Below are 16,966 nucleotides of genomic sequence, written 5' to 3' on the forward strand. Positions count from 1 at the left end.
GTCTGACTACAAACAGTTTAATTTAGGTTTTTTGTGGTTTTTTAAAGATTTTTTGTAGGCTAATCGGAATTTTAATAATAAATTCCGCACCTTTCCCCGGTGCAGAAATACACTGCAATTCGCCTTGATGTCTTACTGTGATAATTTGATAGCCGATCGATAAACCCAATCCCGTGCCTTTACCTACTGGTTTAGTGGTAAAAAATGGATTAAATAACTGGTTCCTCACGGATTCTTTTATTTCAGACCCGTTGTTGCTAATTCGGATTTCTACCACTTCACTATCTAAAATTTGAGTAGAAATTTTGATCAGGCGGGGATTAGCTCCATTGGCTGCAATCGACGCGCTGTGGCTTTCCTCTTCTAAAGCATCAATAGCATTAGCCAGGATATTCATAAATACTTGATTTAGCTGTCCGGGATAGCACTCTATTTGCGGTAAATTGCCATATTCTTTGATAACTTGAATGCTCAAAAAACCGGGATTAGCATTCAATCTGCTTTGCAAAATCATCAGTGTGCTGTCAATTCCTTTGTGAATGTCGGCTAATTTCATTTCTGCTTCATCATGGCGAGAAAAAACTCGCAGCGACTTGACAATACCGAGAATGCGCTCTGCACCGTTTTTCATTGAAGTTAATATTTTTGGCAGGTCAGAAATGATAAAATCTAAATCTACAGACGCAATTTTTTCTTGAACTATAGGTAGGAGATTTGGATACTGCTCTTGATAGAGATTGACCAGTTCTAGCAAACTATTGGCATACTGGCGGGTGTGAGTAATATTGCCGTAAATAAAGTTAATCGGATTGTTGATTTCATGAGCAACCCCAGCGACCAATTGCCCTAAAGATGACATTTTTTCGCTTTGAATCAGGTTGGATTGAGCCTGCTTCAATTCAGACAATGCTTGTTCGAGCTGTTGAGTTTGACATTTTAACTCTGCGGTGCGTTCCTCAACTCGAATTTCTAATTCTTCTTTAGTTTTTTGTAGTGCAGCTTCTGCTAATTGGCGCTCCACAATTTCAGATCCTAGGAGTCGGTTGGCGAATTCTAAATGTTGAGTTTGACATTTTAATTCTGCGGTGCGTTCCTCAACTCGAATTTCTAATTCTTCTTTAGCTTTTTGTAGTGCAAATTCTGCTAATTGGCGCTCCACAATTTCCGCTTCTAGGAGTCGGTTGGCGGATTCTAACTGGGCGGGACTGGGAAGTGCTAGGGCTTGAGGCATTAAGTCTACCAAAAGTATGGCTGTAGCAAATGAAATCATGGCAGTAATTGCTTTCATTGTTCCTGAAACCCAATAAGTAGGATACCAAAGCGTCCAAACTTCAAATATGTGAGTGATCCCGCAGGCGACGATAAAGCCTCCAAACATCGCAAAGATCCAATCAAAGGGTAAATCTTCGCGTTTGGAAATAAAATAAACCAATGTAATCGGAATGGAAAAATACGCCAGTGCAATGATCGAATCTGAGGTAAGGTGAAGCCAGACTAACGGGGTCTGCCAGAGGTAGCAGTGACCGTGAGGAATAAATGGCCCGGAACTAAAAAAAGTTTTCCACATTTCCTGCATAATATTTCCTTTGAGTTGTGAGAAAATGGACTCGGACTGGTGTCAATTAATTTCAACCAGGGGTTTCTTTCACCTGCGGCTTAATCACCTATGCGTTCATATTCTCTGTTAGCTTCAGCAAAAATCAATCTATATCTGGAAATCATAGGCGATCGCCCCGACGGATATCACGAATTGGCGATGGTACTTCAAAGCATAGATTTAGCCGATCGAATTGACTTGCGCGCGATCGGTACGGACACGATTCGCGTGCGCTGCGATCACCCACAAGTCCCTCCTGATAAGAATAACCTGGCCTACCGGGCGGCGGATTTGTTGGCGAAGCAATTCCCCGATGCTTTGGCAAAATACGGCGGAGTCGAGATTGCCATTCACAAGCAGATTCCGGTGGCCGCGGGGCTCGCCGGCGGTTCTGCAAATGCGGCCGCGGTTTTAGTCGGGATGGATTTGCTGTGGCAATTGGGACTTACTCATTCGGAGTTGCAAGAGTTGGGGGGAACTTTGGGTTCGGATGTGCCTTTTTGCATTGCTGGAGGTACGGCTTTGGCAACCGGTCGCGGGGATAAACTGTCGCCTCTGCCTGATTTGGCGGGCTTTTCTGTGGTGTTGGCGAAGTACCGCAATCTCAGTATTTCTACTGCATGGTCGTATCAAACTTATCGCCAGCAGTTCAGTAGTTCCTATTGTGCAGCGGCAGATTTGGAGTGCCGCCGGGAACGGCTGCATTCGGGCCCGATGGTGGGGGCGATTGCCCAAAAAGATCGATCGAAAATTGGTCAATTGCTGCACAACGATTTAGAAAAAGTTGCTTTGCCCGTGTACCCGCAGGTGTTGCAGTTGCGGGAGGCTTTTGAGTCGGCGGGGGTTGTGGGCACGATGATGTCGGGTTCCGGGCCGACGGTGTTTGCGCTGGCGGAGTCTCCAGAGCAGGCTCAGCAGGTTTTGGAACGGGTTAAAAGTGCGATCGCTTCTCCAGATTTGGATTTTTGGGTAGCAAAGTTTAGCAATACTGGAATTCAGATTTTTTCGGAGGGAAACGAGAGGAAACCGCCGATTTCGAGGGCGTAACTCGAAGAGGGTGCGATCGCAATCTGAGTTAAATGCGTCTAACAGGCGATTGTCAAGATGAATCTAACTTTGCGCAGAGTCTATTGAGATCGAATAACTGATAAAATGCCATGAAACACGGATTTTAATTTTGGTGAATTAACCAGAAATCTAAAATCTAAAATCTAAAATCTAAAATCGCAATGGCTGATTTAACTAATCCTAATTCTAGTTCTCAACCTCCAAGTTCTACTGAGGATGCTTTGCCGCCGAAGTCGCCGACGGTATTGCGGTGCCTGACTGGTTCGCTGATGGCTGGCAGCATTGCGGTACCTTTGTACGCGCTAACTATGTCTATCGCTCAAAGTTTTGCAAGTAAGCCAGTTCATTCGGACAATATTACTGCGATTAAAATTTCGGTAGCCGTGCGAACTTTGGTGGTAGGAATGGCTGCTTTGGGGACTGGTGTTTTTGCTATGGCGGCTGTGGGTTTGATGCTGCTGGCAGGGCAAATTTTGATTCAAAATTTGGGAAAAAAACCCACAGGTGGAAGTCTATAGGTTGAAACAATCGGGCTACACAAACTCTCGTCCGCAAGGCAAAGAGTGAATAGTAAGATTGAAGCAATGGAATTATTTACAATCGGACACTCCAATCTGAGTATTGAAGCGTTTGTTTTGCTGCTGCAACAACACGGAATCACGGCGGTTGCGGACGTGCGATCGCATCCGTTCAGCCGTTATTTACCTCATTTTAATAAATCGGAAATTAAAGCTTATCTCTCAAGTGTCGGCATTCAATATGTTTTTTTAGGCAAAGAGTTGGGCGCGAGGCCGGAGGATTTAAGCTGTTACGATTCTAGCGGTAAAGCGTTATACGATCGCATAGCAGCAACTCCTCTATTTTCCGCAGGAATTCAGCGCTTGCTCAAAGGCGCAACCAATTATAAAATCAGTTTAATGTGTGCGGAAAAAGACCCGATTACTTGTCACCGGACTATTTTAGTCTGCCACAAAGTCAGAGAGTTTAATTTAGAAATTAAGCACATTATGTCAGATGGAACTTTAGAATCGCACCAGCATTTAGAAGAAAGACTTTTGAGCAAGTTTAACAAAGAGCCAAAAAAAGCTGAGCCTATTCAGCTAAGCTTTTTTGAATTAGAACCTCATGTTAAAACTAAAAGAATTGATTTAGAAACAGCTTATTATCGTCACGGATTGGAAATCGCTTATGTCAGAAGAACAAACTATTAATTGATTTATCAAATATGTCGCCGTTGGCGAATTTTGCTAAGCCAAAATATTTAAATTTATGCCCGCAAAACCTAATTTTGTAGGGACGCAATGCGCCCATTACTGCTAGAAGTAGCGCGTCAAACGATTTTTCGCATAAGTCCTGAACAACTCTTGACATCGCATACATTTATAAACTAAGGTACAGCCCTCCATGCCCAACCTATTTTTATAAATTTTGTTCGATTTTTAAAGTAGTTCGTGGTATAATTCTGCGGGACTGTAGCAGGAAGGGGTGCTTTTTGATGAAAGCAGAATTTTATTTTGACTGTCACAAATATATTTGCAGTTTAGTTCAAGTAGATTTTGTCAAAGAATTAAAAATCAAAAATCATCAAGGTTTTGTTTTGGCTGTTAAGCAAGGACAAAAGATTGGGCTTTTGGGAAAAAGTCGCCATAATGCTAAACAAGTTGATGTATCTAAGCCGCATTTTTATAATGTAATTAAAGCGGCTATGAGCGCTTTGGAATTAGAAACTAAAAATGAGGTGATATTAGAGAGAAATCGAACTCTTGCTGATGCGGAAGAAATGATTCAGCAGCAAAACCGAGAAATTCGCATTCTTAACGAACAGCTTAGAATGCTTGCGACTAAGGTTGAGGAATTGTCAAGGGAAAAGCAGCAGTTATCAATGCAGCTAGTAGAAAAGGAAATCAGAGAAACTGAAATGAGTCAAGAAATTGATAACTTTCCTGCTACCGAGGAAGATTTATCCGCGGAAATTGAGCATCGGATTGAAAAAGCTGAAATTCATGAAAAAATCGAAGAATTGTCGGTTCAAGCTTCTGGGTTAGCCGTGCAGTTAATCGCAAATCAACAGAATTCGGAGGAGATTGAAGAAGAGGAAGAAATCAGCGGAACCGGGGTTGAAAGTGTTGATTTAGAAATTATAGAAGAAGTAGAAGAAAATCTCAAACAAGTAGAAGTTCAAGGAGGCGAAAGTGAAATTAAGCGACTGCCTAAAAGACCTTCCAACAGAAAAATGAGAAAGAAATCTTAATGCTTTAGTTATATAGCAATCCTCGCATCATTTTTGAATTTATTACGGGCTTCCAGCGGGTTCGGGGAGGGTTGGGGTGGGGTAAAATTTTACGAGTCATTTAGGATTGCTATATAACTCGTTTATTTGTGGCGATCGCATTTGCGCAAAATAGGTCAGCAGTTAACCGAAAAAATCCCTCGCAACTCGCCAGTTTTTCCCCCGCAGCCTCGCCCGCAACAGAATTTTGACAATTATCCAGGGCGATCGGTAAAATTACAGGTACGAGCAAACTATTGTCAGCAGCATTAAATCCTTCAGTCATTAGTCGTTTGCCAACAGTCACATAATTGTTGACAATATTGCACAATAGATAAAATTGTAAATATATAGCACCTGCGTTTTTTTTGACCGCTTATGAATAGCAGATTCCTCGATCGACTCCACCACCCCTCGCGCCCCGTCATCGTCTTCGACGGCGCAATGGGAACCAACCTGCAAGTCCAAAACCTCACAGCAGAAGACTTTGGCGGCAAAGAATACGAAGGCTGCAACGAATATCTCGTCCACACCAAACCGGAAGCCGTCGCCAACGTGCACCGGGGATTCCTCGAAGCAGGGGCCGATGTCATCGAAACAGACACCTTTGGCGGCGCTTCCATCGTACTCGCCGAATACGATTTGGCAGACAAAGCATATTATCTCAACAAAACTGCCGCCGAACTCGCCAAGGGTATCGCCGCCGAATTTTCCACGCCAGAAAAGCCTCGATTTGTCGCAGGATCGATCGGACCAGGCACCAAATTGCCAACATTAGGACACATCGATTTCGACACTCTCACCGCCGCTTTTGCCGAACAAGCAGAAGGACTTTATGACGGCGGCGTTGACTTATTTATTGTCGAAACTTGTCAAGATGTGCTGCAAATTAAATCAGCATTAAATGCCATTGAAGAAGTATTTAAGAAAAAAGGTGCGCGAATTCCGTTAATGGTATCAGTCACAATGGAAGCCACCGGCACAATGTTAGTCGGTTCCGATATCAGCGCCGCCCTCGCAATTTTGCAGCCTTATCCCATAGATATCTTAGGCCTGAACTGCGCCACCGGGCCCGATCGCATGGCCGAACACGTCAAATACCTTTCCGAACATTCGCCCTTCGTCGTTTCCTGCGTTCCCAACGCCGGTTTACCCGAAAACATCGGCGGTCACGCGCACTACAAACTCACGCCAATAGAATTAAAAATGGCCTTGATGCGCTTTGTCGAAGACTTAGGCGTGCAAGTCATCGGCGGCTGCTGCGGAACCCGCTACGATCACATCCGCGAACTATCAGAAATTGGCAAAACTCTTAAACCCAAAATCCGCGAATTTACTTGGGAACCTTCCGCCGCTTCAATTTACACCGCCCAACCCTACGAACAAGAGAATTCCTTCTTAATTGTCGGCGAAAGACTAAACGCCAGCGGTTCCAAAAAATGCCGCGATTTGCTAAATGCTGAAGACTGGGACGGTTTAGTAGCAATGGCCAGGGAACAAGTGCGAGAAGGCGCGCACATTCTCGATGTTAACGTTGATTATGTCGGCCGCGACGGCGTGCGCGACATGAAAGAATTAGTTTCCCGCGTTGTGACTAATGCAACTCTCCCTTTAATGCTGGATTCCACCGAATGGGAAAAGATGGAAGCCGGCTTAAAAGTTGCGGGCGGCAAATGTTTGCTAAATTCCACTAACTACGAAGACGGAGAACCGCGTTTTTATCAAGTTTTGGAGTTGGCGAAAAAATACGGCGCGGGCATAGTTATCGGGACAATTGACGAAGACGGGATGGCGAGAACTGCCGACCAAAAATTTGCGATCGCCCAGCGCGCATATAACGCCGCCGTCGCCTACGGAATTCCCGCCGAGGAAATCTTTTTTGACACCCTAGCTTTGCCCATTTCCACCGGGATTGAAGAAGACAGAAAAAACGGCAAAGCTACCATCGAATCGATCCGCCGCATTCGCCAAGAATTGCCAGGTTGTCACGTCATCTTAGGAGTTTCTAACATTTCCTTCGGCTTGAATCCGGCGGCGCGGCAAGTTTTGAATTCGATGTTTTTGCACGAAGCAATGCAAGCCGGGATGGACTCGGCAATTGTCAGCCCGAATAAGATTTTGCCGATCGCCAAAATCGACCCCCAACACCAAGAAATCTGCCGTAAACTCATTTACGACGAACGGGAGTTTGACGGCGATATTTGCGTTTACGACCCCTTGGGCGACCTGACAACGGTGTTTGCGGGCAAAACTACCAAGCGCGATCGGACAGAAGACGCAAACCTCCCGGTAGAAGAACGCTTGAAGCAGCACATCATCGACGGCGAACGCATTGGGCTCGACATCCAACTCGCCAAAGCATTAGAAACCTATCCGCCCCTCCACATTATCAATACTTTCCTATTAGACGGCATGAAAGTAGTCGGAGAATTGTTCGGTTCGGGACAAATGCAATTGCCATTTGTATTGCAGTCAGCAGAAACCATGAAAGCGGCTGTTGCCTATTTAGAACCGCACATGGAAAAGTCTGAATCCGGGGACAATGCCAAAGGAACATTCATCATCGCTACGGTCAAAGGCGACGTTCACGATATCGGCAAAAACTTAGTTGATATTATCCTATCAAACAACGGCTACCGAGTGATTAACTTGGGAATTAAACAGCCTGTTGACAATATCATCGAAGCCTACGAAAAGCACAAAGCCGACTGTATAGCGATGAGTGGATTGCTGGTAAAATCCACCGCATTCATGAAAGAAAATTTGGAAGTATTCAACCAGAAAGGAATCACCGTACCCGTAATTTTGGGCGGCGCGGCTTTGACTCCCAAGTTTGTGCATGAAGACTGCCAAAACACCTACAAAGGTAAAGTTGTTTACGGCAAAGATGCGTTTTCTGACTTGCACTTTATGGACAAACTCATGCCAGCAAAATCTGCTGGTAATTGGGAAGACTTGCAAGGATTTTTAGATGAAATAGGGCATGATAATGGGGTAGTTAAAGAAGCTAAAGCTGCGCCAGAAACTTCTGGAGAAGATGCGATGAAATCAGACACTCCTGTGGTGATAGATACCAGGCGGTCAGAAGCAGTTGCAGCAGATATCGATCGCCCGAATCCTCCTTTCTGGGGAACGAAACTGTTGCAGCCAGAAGACATCCCCTTTGAGGAAATTTTCTGGCACTTAGATTTGCAAGCCTTAGTTGCCGGTCAGTGGCAGTTCCGCAAGCCAAAAGACCAATCGCGGGAAGAATACGATGCTTTCTTAGCTGAGAAAGTTTATCCGATATTGGAAGAGTGGAAGCACAAAATTATCGCAGAAAAGTTACTGCATCCGCAAGCAATTTACGGGTATTTTCCCTGTCAAGCTGAAGGCAATTCTTTGTATTTGTACGACCCAGAAATAATGGCTGGCGGGCAAGATGTATCGACACCCGCTGCAACATTCACATTTCCCCGGCAAAAATCGGCGCGCAGGCTGTGCATTGCGGACTTCTTCGCCCCCAAAGAATCGGGTAAAATCGATGTATTTCCGATGCAAGTAGCGACAGTGGGAGAAATTGCTACAGAGTACGCGCAAAAGCTATTTGCTAACCATCAATATACCGATTATCTCTACTTTCACGGATTAGCGGTGCAGACGGCGGAAGCAATAGCAGAATGGACTCACGCGCGAATTCGGCGGGAATTGGGATTTGGTAGCGAAGAACCGGAGAACATTCGCGATATGCTAGCGCAAAGATATCGCGGTTCGCGGTACAGTTTTGGCTATCCCGCTTGTCCGAACATGGCGGATCAGTACAAGCAACTGGAATTGTTAAAGTGCGATCGCATCAACCTCTACATGGATGAAAGCGAACAACTTTATCCCGAACAATCAACAACCGCAATTATTACCTATCACCCAGCAGCCAAATACTTCACCGCTTAATTTCTACGGTGCGTCGCCCGCACATTCCTCGGTGAAACATTATACTCGTTACCAGGCTCTGCCTCCACTTAAAAACCTGGAGGCAAAGCCTCCAGAAATGCGTTTTTTGGTAGAATCTGGGAACGAGAAACCCACAAAAAAGCACCTTAAAAAAAGTGCTTTCATGAATATAAACTTTCCATGTCCGATCGAACTTTTACGAGTGATGCCGGGGAGTGCGCGCGCCCGCAGATGCTCCTACCATCGAAGCAACTAAACCCAATAGCGAGCCGAACAAAAACGACCAACCAGCTTTTGCAGCATTACTAGCAATATTGCGAGTATCCTGAGCAGTTACGTTAGGCGCTCTGTTCGGCAAATCCACCCCACCCTGCTGCGCTTGATTAATTGCTTCTCCCGCATTCGCAGCTATTACGCCAAAAGTACCGGCCACGCCATTTGCTAACAGCCAAGAGCCAATAGTTAGGGTAGTTGCCCACAAAATTGCTCCATTTAAAAGCGCTGTATTGCGATTCATCGGGCCGCAAGCGCGAGCAGTTACCCAACCGCCAACAGCCAAGCTAATTAACAAACTAATAATTGACCAAATTCCGACGCCCGTACCCACGTCCCCTGCAATAGTGCGCGGAGCTCCTGAATTGGCAATGTTGCTCAACCCGATCGCAGCGCCCAATGCACTTAAAACTAATTGCGTGCCGATCGCAATTACCAAACCTGAAAAAATCGGACCCCACCGCACTCGATCGTGGTATTCCATGACTGAATTCACCACCACGGGTTCGGTACCAACGTTATCTACAGGTCTATTTACATATGACATAGCTTTTTCTTTCCTCTGAGAGTTGCTTTAATTTTTAACAATCTTTCACCTAAGCATTAATCGTGGCTGAGATTGATAAAAACTATATCTGCCTGGGGAAATAACCAGTATCTATGTCTGAAGAAAGAAACAAAAAAGTCATCAGCCCTCAGCCAGCCACTAATGACAGATGACAGATGACTGATGACCGATAACTATTTTATCCAGTTAGAAAAGTTCGTGGACGTATACAGGAAAGACAGCTTAACGCAATCTTACAGCCGTTCCAACGGCAGTAATCAGCAGCAAAGCTCCGCTCGAGTCTACATTAATCGTGCCGGTGTCAACTTCCACGCCGATTACGGCATTAGCGCCCAGGCGCTGAGCCCGTTTTTCCAGTTCCGCGAGGGCATCTCGCTGTCCTTTGAGAAACACTTCCTCGTAACTGCCGGTGCGCCCGCCGATGATGTCGCGAATGCCCGCGAAGAAATCTCGCAGGGCGTTGGTGCCGTAAACCACCTCAGCAGTTACAATTCCCAGGTAAGATTGAATTTCTGCTCCTTGGATGATATCAGTTGTTGTTACAATCATCAGTTGGCCTCAATCACGAAAATTTTGAGTGGGTCTTGTTATGTAGATTTACTACATCTCGCCACTCAAAAATTCCTGGTAAACCATAAGTTGTCAGCTTGGCAAGCTGGCAGCAATTCGCTCTTTCATTCCACACACTCTTTGAAACAAATGGCCGTGCACAAACAAAGTCTCTTGGTATTCAGTACGCTTTTAGTAGCGGGACTCGCTGTTGCAGCGCCGCAGATAGCACTCTCAGCAGAAACGTCAGTTGAAGTCAACCCTCAAAAAAATTCAAATTTAGATGCTCTGCTGCGACAAGGGCGCGAGTTGGTAGATTTAGGAGACTACAGTAAGGCGATCGCCATTTATCAGGAAGCGGCACGTTTAGATAGGGAAAACCCCCGCATTTTTTCTGGTATTGGCTATTTAGAAGCGCGTCAGGGCAACTATCAAGCCTCAGTGGAATTTTACCAACAAGCGATCGATCTCGAACCGAACAATGCAGACTTCCAATACGCCTTAGGATATGCTATGGCGAATTTGCAAAACTATCCCGCAGCAGCCGCTGCTTACCGCCGCGCCGCTGTTCTCGATCGCAAAAATGTCAATGCCCGGATCGGTCTGGGAGTGGTACTCTTTCAGCAAAAAGATTACAGCGGTTCTTTTAAAGCATACCAAGAGGCGATCGCCCTCGATCCGAAAAGTTGGCAAGCTTATTCTTCTATGGGCTTAGTATTGATCCAGCAAGGAAATTTTGCCAGTGCAGTTACCGTACTCCAAGAAGCAGCAGAACTCGCTCCCAAACAGCCCAGCGTCCAGTTAAAATTAGGTACTGCTTTGCTGCGGAGTGGTCACGCTTCCGAAGGACTAGCAGCTTTTGAAGAAGCTGCCAAATTGGAGCCCCGGAATCCAGAAGTGCAGTTAGAAATTGGCGAACTTCTCAAGGCTCAAAACGACTTCGACGGAGCACTGATAGCTTATCAGCGGGCTATTGCGGTGCGACCTAATTTAGTGGCAGCACACGCAGGAATCGGGGAAATTCAACTGGAAAAACAAGATTTTTTAGGAGCGATTAACACTTTTCGCCGAGTGATTCAGCTCGATCCAGACCGGGCAGAAGCTTATTACAATATGGGTACGGCACTCAAAGCGCGCGATCGCAAATCCGAAGCAATTGAAGCTTTTCAACAAGCCCTCGACACATACCGCCAGCAAGGCAACAATGATGGTGCAGAAAAAGCTGAGGCGGCATTGCGGGAACTAAAGTAATATTTCTCAATGTACTAATTGATAATTGGTAATTGGTAATTACCAATTGGTAATTTGCTAGCAGTTTTGAGCGTTGAGCAAGTAATTTTCTTAAGGCTTCACTCCTTCCAATTGCAGCGTTTGGAGGAAGAAATCAATCTCAAAACTGTTTCTATTCCCTATTCCGTGTTCCCTATTTCCTCTCCCTTCTTCCTTTTTCCTACCTTTGTTTTATTTTTTTATAATTTGCAGATAAACGCGGCTAAATGCAGTATAATTTTGGCGCGATTTGAGAATGGCGATCGCTCTGTAAATTCAAGAGGAAATAAGCGGGATCGCACAGTAGCATTTAGTAAAAACTCCATCTTTTGTAAGATGCTAAAACAGCTTCCTGAAGGTGAATCTATTTCTATTGGTAGAGACTGCCAAGTTGTTAACATTTGTAAAATAAGCAAAATATCCTATCCCCAGAGCTTCATCTATGCAAACGTATGACGTGATTATCATAGGAGCAGGTCACAACGGACTGGTCTGCGCCTCTTATCTCCTCAAAGCTGGATATACCGTCCTGTTGTTAGAAAAACGTTCGGTTCCCGGCGGCGCGGCAACTACTGAAGCTGCGATTCCCGAATTGCCGGATTTTAAATTCAATATGTGCGCGATCGACCACGAATTTATTCATTTAGGGCCAGTTGTAGAAGAATTAGAACTGGAAAAACACGGTTTAGAATATCTTTTCTGCGATCCAGTTGCCTTTTGTCCGCATCCCGACGGCAAATATTTCTTAGCGCACAAATCTGTAGAAAAAACTTGTGCTGAAATTGCCCGCTACAACGAGCGCGATGCTAAAAAATATGCCGAATATACAGACTTTTGGCAGCGGGCTTTAGGTGCAATGGTTCCGATGTTTAATGCGCCACCAAAATCCCTCATAGATATTGCAGGCAACTACGATATTGCCAAACTCAAAGATTTATTTTCAGTCATAGGTTCCCCCGACAAAACGCTGGACTTTGTTCGCACGATGCTCACCAGCGCGGAAGACATTCTCAACGAGTGGTTTGACGAGGAATTTATTAAAGCACCCCTAGCAAGATTCGCCGCAGAACTCGGCGCGCCTCCTTCGCAAAAAACTCTGGCTGTAGGCGCAATTATGCTGGCAATGAGGCACAATCCCGGCATGGCAAGACCGCGCGGAGGGACGGGTGCATTAGTGCAAGCGCTGCTTAGTGTAGTGAAAAAATACTCGGGTGTGGTACTTACCGACCAGCACGTCGAGAAAATATTAGTTGATGACGGTCGCGCTGTGGGAGTTCGTGTTGCCAACGGCACGGAATACCGCGCTACAAAAGGTGTCATTTCTAATATTGATGCTAAGCGCTTGTTTCTGCATTTAATGGATGATAGCGATGTCGATGCTGCTGACCCGAATTTGCGGGAAAGATTGGAGCGCAAAATTGTTAACAACAACGAGACTATTCTCAAAATAGACTTAGCTCTCAATGAAATGCCCAAGTTTGAGCGCTGGAATCATCGGGACGAATATTTAATCGGGTCGGTTTTAATTGCAGACTCGGTGAGACACGTTGAAATTTCTCACAGCGACCCTTCAATTGGCAGAATTCCCGACTCAGACCCATCGATGTATGTGGTGTTTCCGACGGTACTAGACCCGTCAATGGCTCCCCCCGGACATCATACGGCTTGGATTGAATTTTTTGCTCCTTACATGATCGAAAATGCTGAAGGAACCGGCCAGCACGGTACGGGGTGGACGGATGAGCTGAAAAACAAAGTTGCCGATCGCTGCATTGATAAATTAGCCGAATACGCGCCAAATATCAAAAATGCAATTATCGGCCGCCACGTGGAAAGTCCGGCGGAATTGGGAGAGCGTTTGGGCGCTTTGAAGGGAAATTATTATCACGTTGATATGACGCTAGATCAGATGATATTTTTCCGTCCTTTACCGGAGTTGGCGAATTACAAAACGCCGATCGACGGTTTGTTTCTCACAGGGGCGGGAACGCATCCGGGCGGATCGATTTCGGGTATGCCGGGACGCAATACCGCTCGCGTTTTCATGCACTCGCAGCAGCCTTTCGCGCAGACTTTCGCAGATGCGGCTAATACTCTGAAAGCGAAGGGTAAGTCGGTATTTCGGAGTAATGAGAAGTAAGATTTTTTGAACTGCCAATGAACGTAGATAAACGCAGATGAATCACATCTGCGTTTGTTTGTATTGATTTATTAGTATGCGAGTGCGAGAATTTTTTCGGGTTGATTCCCTGTGAAGGGAAAACGATTTGCGATCGCCCTCAATACCCTTTCTAAATCGGGAGCATCTTTCGCGATCGGTGGCGGTGGTTCGCGTTCCCTCTAATCTGTTAAAATATTTTGGCATCCGAGAGCACATTCCATTGATAAAATTCTCAATATTAGAAGAACAAGTTAACGCTGAAGGCATTTTTAAACTTAGCGCCGCAGCCAAACCTCTAATTTACCAGAACAGGCAAGTCGCTGGTAAAAGTCGCTCCCCATCTGCGGATAAGGGCGATCGCCGCCGATCCCCCAGCATCTCACATTCTCGTAAATTCATACTTTATGCGGATGAAAGCGCTAGCCCAAAGTTGAGAGACTGAAACCTGGCGTTACCCTTTTTTGAGCGATGGCAAACCACGTTTTGATTGTCGGCGGGCGGGGACGAATTGGCAGCAGCGTTGCCCAAGACCTTGTTACCCATACCGATGCAGAAATTACTATTACCGGACGCAACCCTGAAGGCTCTATTACGCCGGGATTGCCACCAGATAGGGTGCACTATCAAGCTTTAGATTTAGCAGACAGTGCAGCCCTGCACCAAGCGGTTTCATCCTCTAACCTCGTCGTTCACTGTGCCGGGCCTTTTCACTACCGAGATGCTAGTGTACTGAAAACTTGCATAGAAGCAGGTGTTAATTATACTGATGTCAGCGACAGCCGCAGTTTTACTCGCAGAGCTTTAGAATTGCGCGAAACTGCTAAGAATGCTGGGATTACGGCTATTATTAATACGGGAATTTTTCCAGGTGTTTCTAACAGCATGGTGCGCCGAGATGTGGAACAATTAGATGAAGCAGAACACATCCATTTGAGTTATGTAGTTGGAGGTTCGGGCGGTGCTGGCGTTACCGTCATGAGAACTACTTTTTTAGGCTTGCAAACTCCTTTTGAGGTGTGGGCCGATCGCAAGTGGCAGCAAGTAAAACCCTACAGCGATCGCGAAACAATTGAATTTCCCACACCCTACGGCAAAACAGGGGTTTACTGGTTCGATATGCCGGAAGCAATCACTTTGCCCGAGACTTTCCCCGTTAAATCCGTTGTGACTAAATTTGGTACGTCTCCCGACCTTTACAATCACCTTACTTGGTTTGTTGCCAAGTATTGGCCGGCTAGCTGGCTCAAAAATAACGGAGTTATTGAATTTCTATCCTACGTCAGTTACGGGATGACCAGTGTTACTAATAGTTTTAGTGGGGTTGGTGTCGCAGTGCGATCGCAAGTGAGCGGTCTCAAAAACGGTCAACCCGCTAAAGTTTGCTCGACAGCGGTACACCCAAATGCTGCCGCCGCTACGGGCATCGGTACTGGTAGCATAGCTCAATTAATGTTAGAAGGAAAACTGGAAAAACCCGGCGTTTGGTCGGTAGAGCAAGCTCTTTCTACCGAATTATTTGAAGGAGCAATGCAGAGCCGCAACCTGAAGATTAATCAAGAATCTTTGTAACTTTTGGCTGGAAATGCGTTGGGATGTTTGTCGAGTTGCGAATAACTGAAATGGCGTAGCAACCTCAATCAGGCTTTCATAATTACAGGCTTTTGTATCTGTGATCCCAGAAAGGTTATTTGTTGTGGAACGGGCAATCCTAGCCTGTGACTGAGCATGGTAGCTGATGTAAGGAATCTTCTATTTTAGGAGCGGAGCGAACTAATCTATCTTTTGGTAGAAGTAAACTTAACGAGCAGGAGTTTAATATATTTCACAACACGGTAAATATCCCTTTTCGCTGTCTCAGGGCGCAGCACTTGCAACAAAAGTTGCCCCGATCGCTAAATTATGAAATGTGCGATCGCAGTGAAGGGGTGACAAACACCATAATTTTTGCGGAAAAATACCAGGAGAAGTTGATATGAAGCGGGTTTTAAAAGCTCTCGGACAAACATTGAGCCAAAGCATTTTGCTGGTCTGTACGCTGGCTTTCATTGGTCTGCTAGGTCTAGCGGTAGTACCCAGTCAGGCTGCTTACGCAGGTCAAGACAAGAGTCACGCGCCGCAAGAAGCTAAAATTACTGACCCCGCAGAAAGTTTCGAGGATCTCAATCCCCAAGCAGCTTACGATGAAATAGTCAAAACCTCTCAAAATCCTGCAAAGGCCGAGAAAGCTTACGACGAAAGCTTACAGGAGTACAAGGGAGAACACCCGCAAGAAAACATAGTTCAAAAAGCTGAAGGTTTGATCGAAAAAGTCACGGGCAAGGACTAAATCTACAGTTTTCTACCTCACCCAAGTGCCTGGTAAATACTGACCTTCGGTGAGTATACAATTGAGCCGAACTCAGGACTCACTAGACACTAATTATGTAAGGTGCGCAATGCGCACCTTACCGCGTTATAGGGGCGTGTAAAACCACTTTTTGCGTTCAAAAGGGTTTTGTGCTTCCCCTCTTTATTTTAGCTAGCAGGTTCATCCTTAAGGCAGATGAATAGATATTAATTTAAAAGGTAAATTTAATAATAACTACAGTTAGATAAAGGAAATAAATATCATGAGCGATGACAAAAAAACGGTACATGAACCTGATGCTAACCTCGACCCGCTTTCCGGGGAAACAGGGGCTCATCCAGTAGGAACGGGTATTGGTGCGGCGAGTGCGGGTGCTGCGGGTGCTGCGATCGGCGGTGCGATCGGCGGGCCTGTAGGAGCAGTTGTCGGCGCTGTTGTAGGTGCGTTTGGCGGCGGTTTGGCGGGCAAAGGTGTGGCCGAGGCGATCGACCCCACGGTAGAAGAGGCTTATTGGCAAACCAACTACAGTTCCCGTCCTTACGTGGACACGGGCGCGACTTACGACGACTATCACCCTGCATACCGCACCGGTTATGAGGGATACAGCCGCTATGGCGGTACTGGTAAGAGCTTCAACGAGAGCGAAAACGATTTGCAGCGCGACTACGAAACAAATCGCGGTAAGTCTAATGTGGCTTGGGAAAAAGCGAAGCACGCCACGCGCGACGCTTGGGATCGCGTGGAACGCGCTGTTCCTGGCGACATTGACAAAGACGGCCGCTAAGGGCTGACGCCAAGTATTTCTCAGTCTGGGACGCACACAAATTCCAGCGTTTCGGGTTTTTTACCCCTGGTGGGGAATGCAGCGAAGTGTTTTGATAAAAAAACCCGGTTGCTGCGTCTTGGACTGTTGTTGATACCTGGGACTATTTTTA

Annotated in this window: 15 protein-coding genes; 11 read left to right on the plus strand and 4 right to left on the minus strand. The window is 45.9% G+C overall.

Annotated features, from left to right (window positions below; all coding sequences use genetic code 11):
* Positions 1–22 precede the first annotated feature (22 nt).
* Entirely contained in the window at positions 23–1,576 is a 1,554-nt protein-coding gene (locus tag E5S67_RS00150) for a sensor histidine kinase (protein ID WP_172184277.1), read from the minus strand.
* Positions 1,577–1,666: 90 nt separating this feature from the next.
* Between E5S67_RS00150 and ispE the strand changes: the two genes are divergently transcribed.
* From ispE to E5S67_RS00170, 4 genes are all read left to right on the plus strand, one after another.
* Positions 1,667–2,644 (plus strand): 4-(cytidine 5'-diphospho)-2-C-methyl-D-erythritol kinase, encoded by a 978-nt coding sequence (gene ispE, locus E5S67_RS00155; RefSeq protein WP_172184280.1) that lies wholly within the window; start codon positions 1,667–1,669, stop codon positions 2,642–2,644.
* Positions 2,645–2,826: 182 nt separating this feature from the next.
* Complete coding sequence (locus E5S67_RS00160; RefSeq protein ID WP_172184283.1) at positions 2,827–3,183, plus strand: DUF3082 domain-containing protein; 357 nt, start codon at positions 2,827–2,829, stop codon at positions 3,181–3,183.
* A 66-nt stretch (positions 3,184–3,249) separates the two neighbouring features.
* Positions 3,250–3,876, plus strand: a complete 627-nt coding sequence (locus E5S67_RS00165; RefSeq protein ID WP_172184286.1) for a DUF488 domain-containing protein — start codon at positions 3,250–3,252, stop codon at positions 3,874–3,876.
* Positions 3,877–4,157: 281 nt separating this feature from the next.
* Positions 4,158–4,916, plus strand: a complete 759-nt coding sequence (locus tag E5S67_RS00170) for a hypothetical protein (protein ID WP_216670098.1) — start codon at positions 4,158–4,160, stop codon at positions 4,914–4,916.
* A 109-nt stretch (positions 4,917–5,025) separates the two neighbouring features.
* Here E5S67_RS00170 and E5S67_RS00175 read toward each other — a convergent pair whose 3' ends face one another.
* Entirely contained in the window at positions 5,026–5,220 is a 195-nt protein-coding gene (locus E5S67_RS00175; protein ID WP_172184291.1) for a hypothetical protein, read from the minus strand.
* A 92-nt stretch (positions 5,221–5,312) separates the two neighbouring features.
* On the opposite strand from E5S67_RS00175, the gene metH reads away from it, so the two are divergent.
* Positions 5,313–8,864, plus strand: coding sequence for a methionine synthase (metH, locus tag E5S67_RS00180; RefSeq protein ID WP_172184294.1), 3,552 nt, complete (start codon positions 5,313–5,315; stop codon positions 8,862–8,864).
* Positions 8,865–9,060: 196 nt separating this feature from the next.
* On the opposite strand, the gene E5S67_RS00185 is transcribed toward metH, so the two are convergent.
* A complete protein-coding gene (locus E5S67_RS00185; protein WP_172184297.1) occupies positions 9,061–9,684 on the minus strand; it encodes a hypothetical protein in 624 nt (207 codons plus the stop codon).
* Positions 9,685–9,927: 243 nt separating this feature from the next.
* Positions 9,928–10,254: a YbjQ family protein gene (locus E5S67_RS00190; protein WP_172184303.1), complete on the minus strand. Its 327-nt coding sequence runs from the start codon at positions 10,252–10,254 to the stop codon at positions 9,928–9,930.
* A 150-nt stretch (positions 10,255–10,404) separates the two neighbouring features.
* On the opposite strand from E5S67_RS00190, the gene E5S67_RS00195 reads away from it, so the two are divergent.
* The 6 genes from E5S67_RS00195 (at position 10,405) to E5S67_RS00220 (ending at position 16,815) form a co-directional block, all read left to right on the plus strand.
* On the plus strand, positions 10,405–11,505 hold the full coding sequence (locus tag E5S67_RS00195; protein ID WP_172184503.1) for a tetratricopeptide repeat protein: 1,101 nt from the start codon (positions 10,405–10,407) through the stop codon (positions 11,503–11,505).
* Between the two features lie 54 nt (positions 11,506–11,559).
* Positions 11,560–11,979, plus strand: coding sequence for a hypothetical protein (locus tag E5S67_RS00200; protein WP_216670099.1), 420 nt, complete (start codon positions 11,560–11,562; stop codon positions 11,977–11,979).
* On the plus strand, positions 11,966–13,663 hold the full coding sequence (gene crtO, locus E5S67_RS00205) for a beta-carotene ketolase CrtO (protein WP_172184308.1): 1,698 nt from the start codon (positions 11,966–11,968) through the stop codon (positions 13,661–13,663). Before E5S67_RS00200 ends, crtO begins: the two co-directional genes overlap by 14 nt.
* Positions 13,664–14,152: 489 nt before the next feature.
* Positions 14,153–15,253 (plus strand): saccharopine dehydrogenase family protein, encoded by a 1,101-nt coding sequence (locus E5S67_RS00210; protein WP_172184311.1) that lies wholly within the window; start codon positions 14,153–14,155, stop codon positions 15,251–15,253.
* A 403-nt stretch (positions 15,254–15,656) separates the two neighbouring features.
* On the plus strand, positions 15,657–16,010 hold the full coding sequence (locus E5S67_RS00215) for a hypothetical protein (protein ID WP_172184314.1): 354 nt from the start codon (positions 15,657–15,659) through the stop codon (positions 16,008–16,010).
* Positions 16,011–16,293: 283 nt separating this feature from the next.
* A complete protein-coding gene (locus tag E5S67_RS00220) occupies positions 16,294–16,815 on the plus strand; it encodes a hypothetical protein (RefSeq protein WP_172184317.1) in 522 nt (173 codons plus the stop codon).
* Positions 16,816–16,966: the final 151 nt, after the last annotated feature.

Source organism: Microcoleus asticus IPMA8 (assembly GCF_013179805.1).
Lineage (GTDB): Bacteria > Cyanobacteriota > Cyanobacteriia > Cyanobacteriales > Microcoleaceae > Microcoleus > Microcoleus asticus.

What these genes read in the sequence shown, in the direction of transcription:
- E5S67_RS00150 (WP_172184277.1), bottom strand. Translation starts at nt 1,576, where the DNA reads ATGCAGGAAATGTGGAAAACTTTTTTTAGTTCCGGGCCATTTATTCCT.
- ispE (WP_172184280.1), top strand. Translation starts at nt 1,667, where the DNA reads ATGCGTTCATATTCTCTGTTAGCTTCAGCAAAAATCAATCTATATCTG.
- E5S67_RS00160 (WP_172184283.1), top strand. Translation starts at nt 2,827, where the DNA reads ATGGCTGATTTAACTAATCCTAATTCTAGTTCTCAACCTCCAAGTTCT.
- E5S67_RS00165 (WP_172184286.1), top strand. Translation starts at nt 3,250, where the DNA reads ATGGAATTATTTACAATCGGACACTCCAATCTGAGTATTGAAGCGTTT.
- E5S67_RS00175 (WP_172184291.1), bottom strand. Translation starts at nt 5,220, where the DNA reads ATGACTGAAGGATTTAATGCTGCTGACAATAGTTTGCTCGTACCTGTA.
- metH (WP_172184294.1), top strand. Translation starts at nt 5,313, where the DNA reads ATGAATAGCAGATTCCTCGATCGACTCCACCACCCCTCGCGCCCCGTC.
- E5S67_RS00185 (WP_172184297.1), bottom strand. Translation starts at nt 9,684, where the DNA reads ATGTCATATGTAAATAGACCTGTAGATAACGTTGGTACCGAACCCGTG.
- E5S67_RS00190 (WP_172184303.1), bottom strand. Translation starts at nt 10,254, where the DNA reads ATGATTGTAACAACAACTGATATCATCCAAGGAGCAGAAATTCAATCT.
- E5S67_RS00195 (WP_172184503.1), top strand. Translation starts at nt 10,405, where the DNA reads ATGGCCGTGCACAAACAAAGTCTCTTGGTATTCAGTACGCTTTTAGTA.
- crtO (WP_172184308.1), top strand. Translation starts at nt 11,966, where the DNA reads ATGCAAACGTATGACGTGATTATCATAGGAGCAGGTCACAACGGACTG.
- E5S67_RS00210 (WP_172184311.1), top strand. Translation starts at nt 14,153, where the DNA reads ATGGCAAACCACGTTTTGATTGTCGGCGGGCGGGGACGAATTGGCAGC.
- E5S67_RS00215 (WP_172184314.1), top strand. Translation starts at nt 15,657, where the DNA reads ATGAAGCGGGTTTTAAAAGCTCTCGGACAAACATTGAGCCAAAGCATT.
- E5S67_RS00220 (WP_172184317.1), top strand. Translation starts at nt 16,294, where the DNA reads ATGAGCGATGACAAAAAAACGGTACATGAACCTGATGCTAACCTCGAC.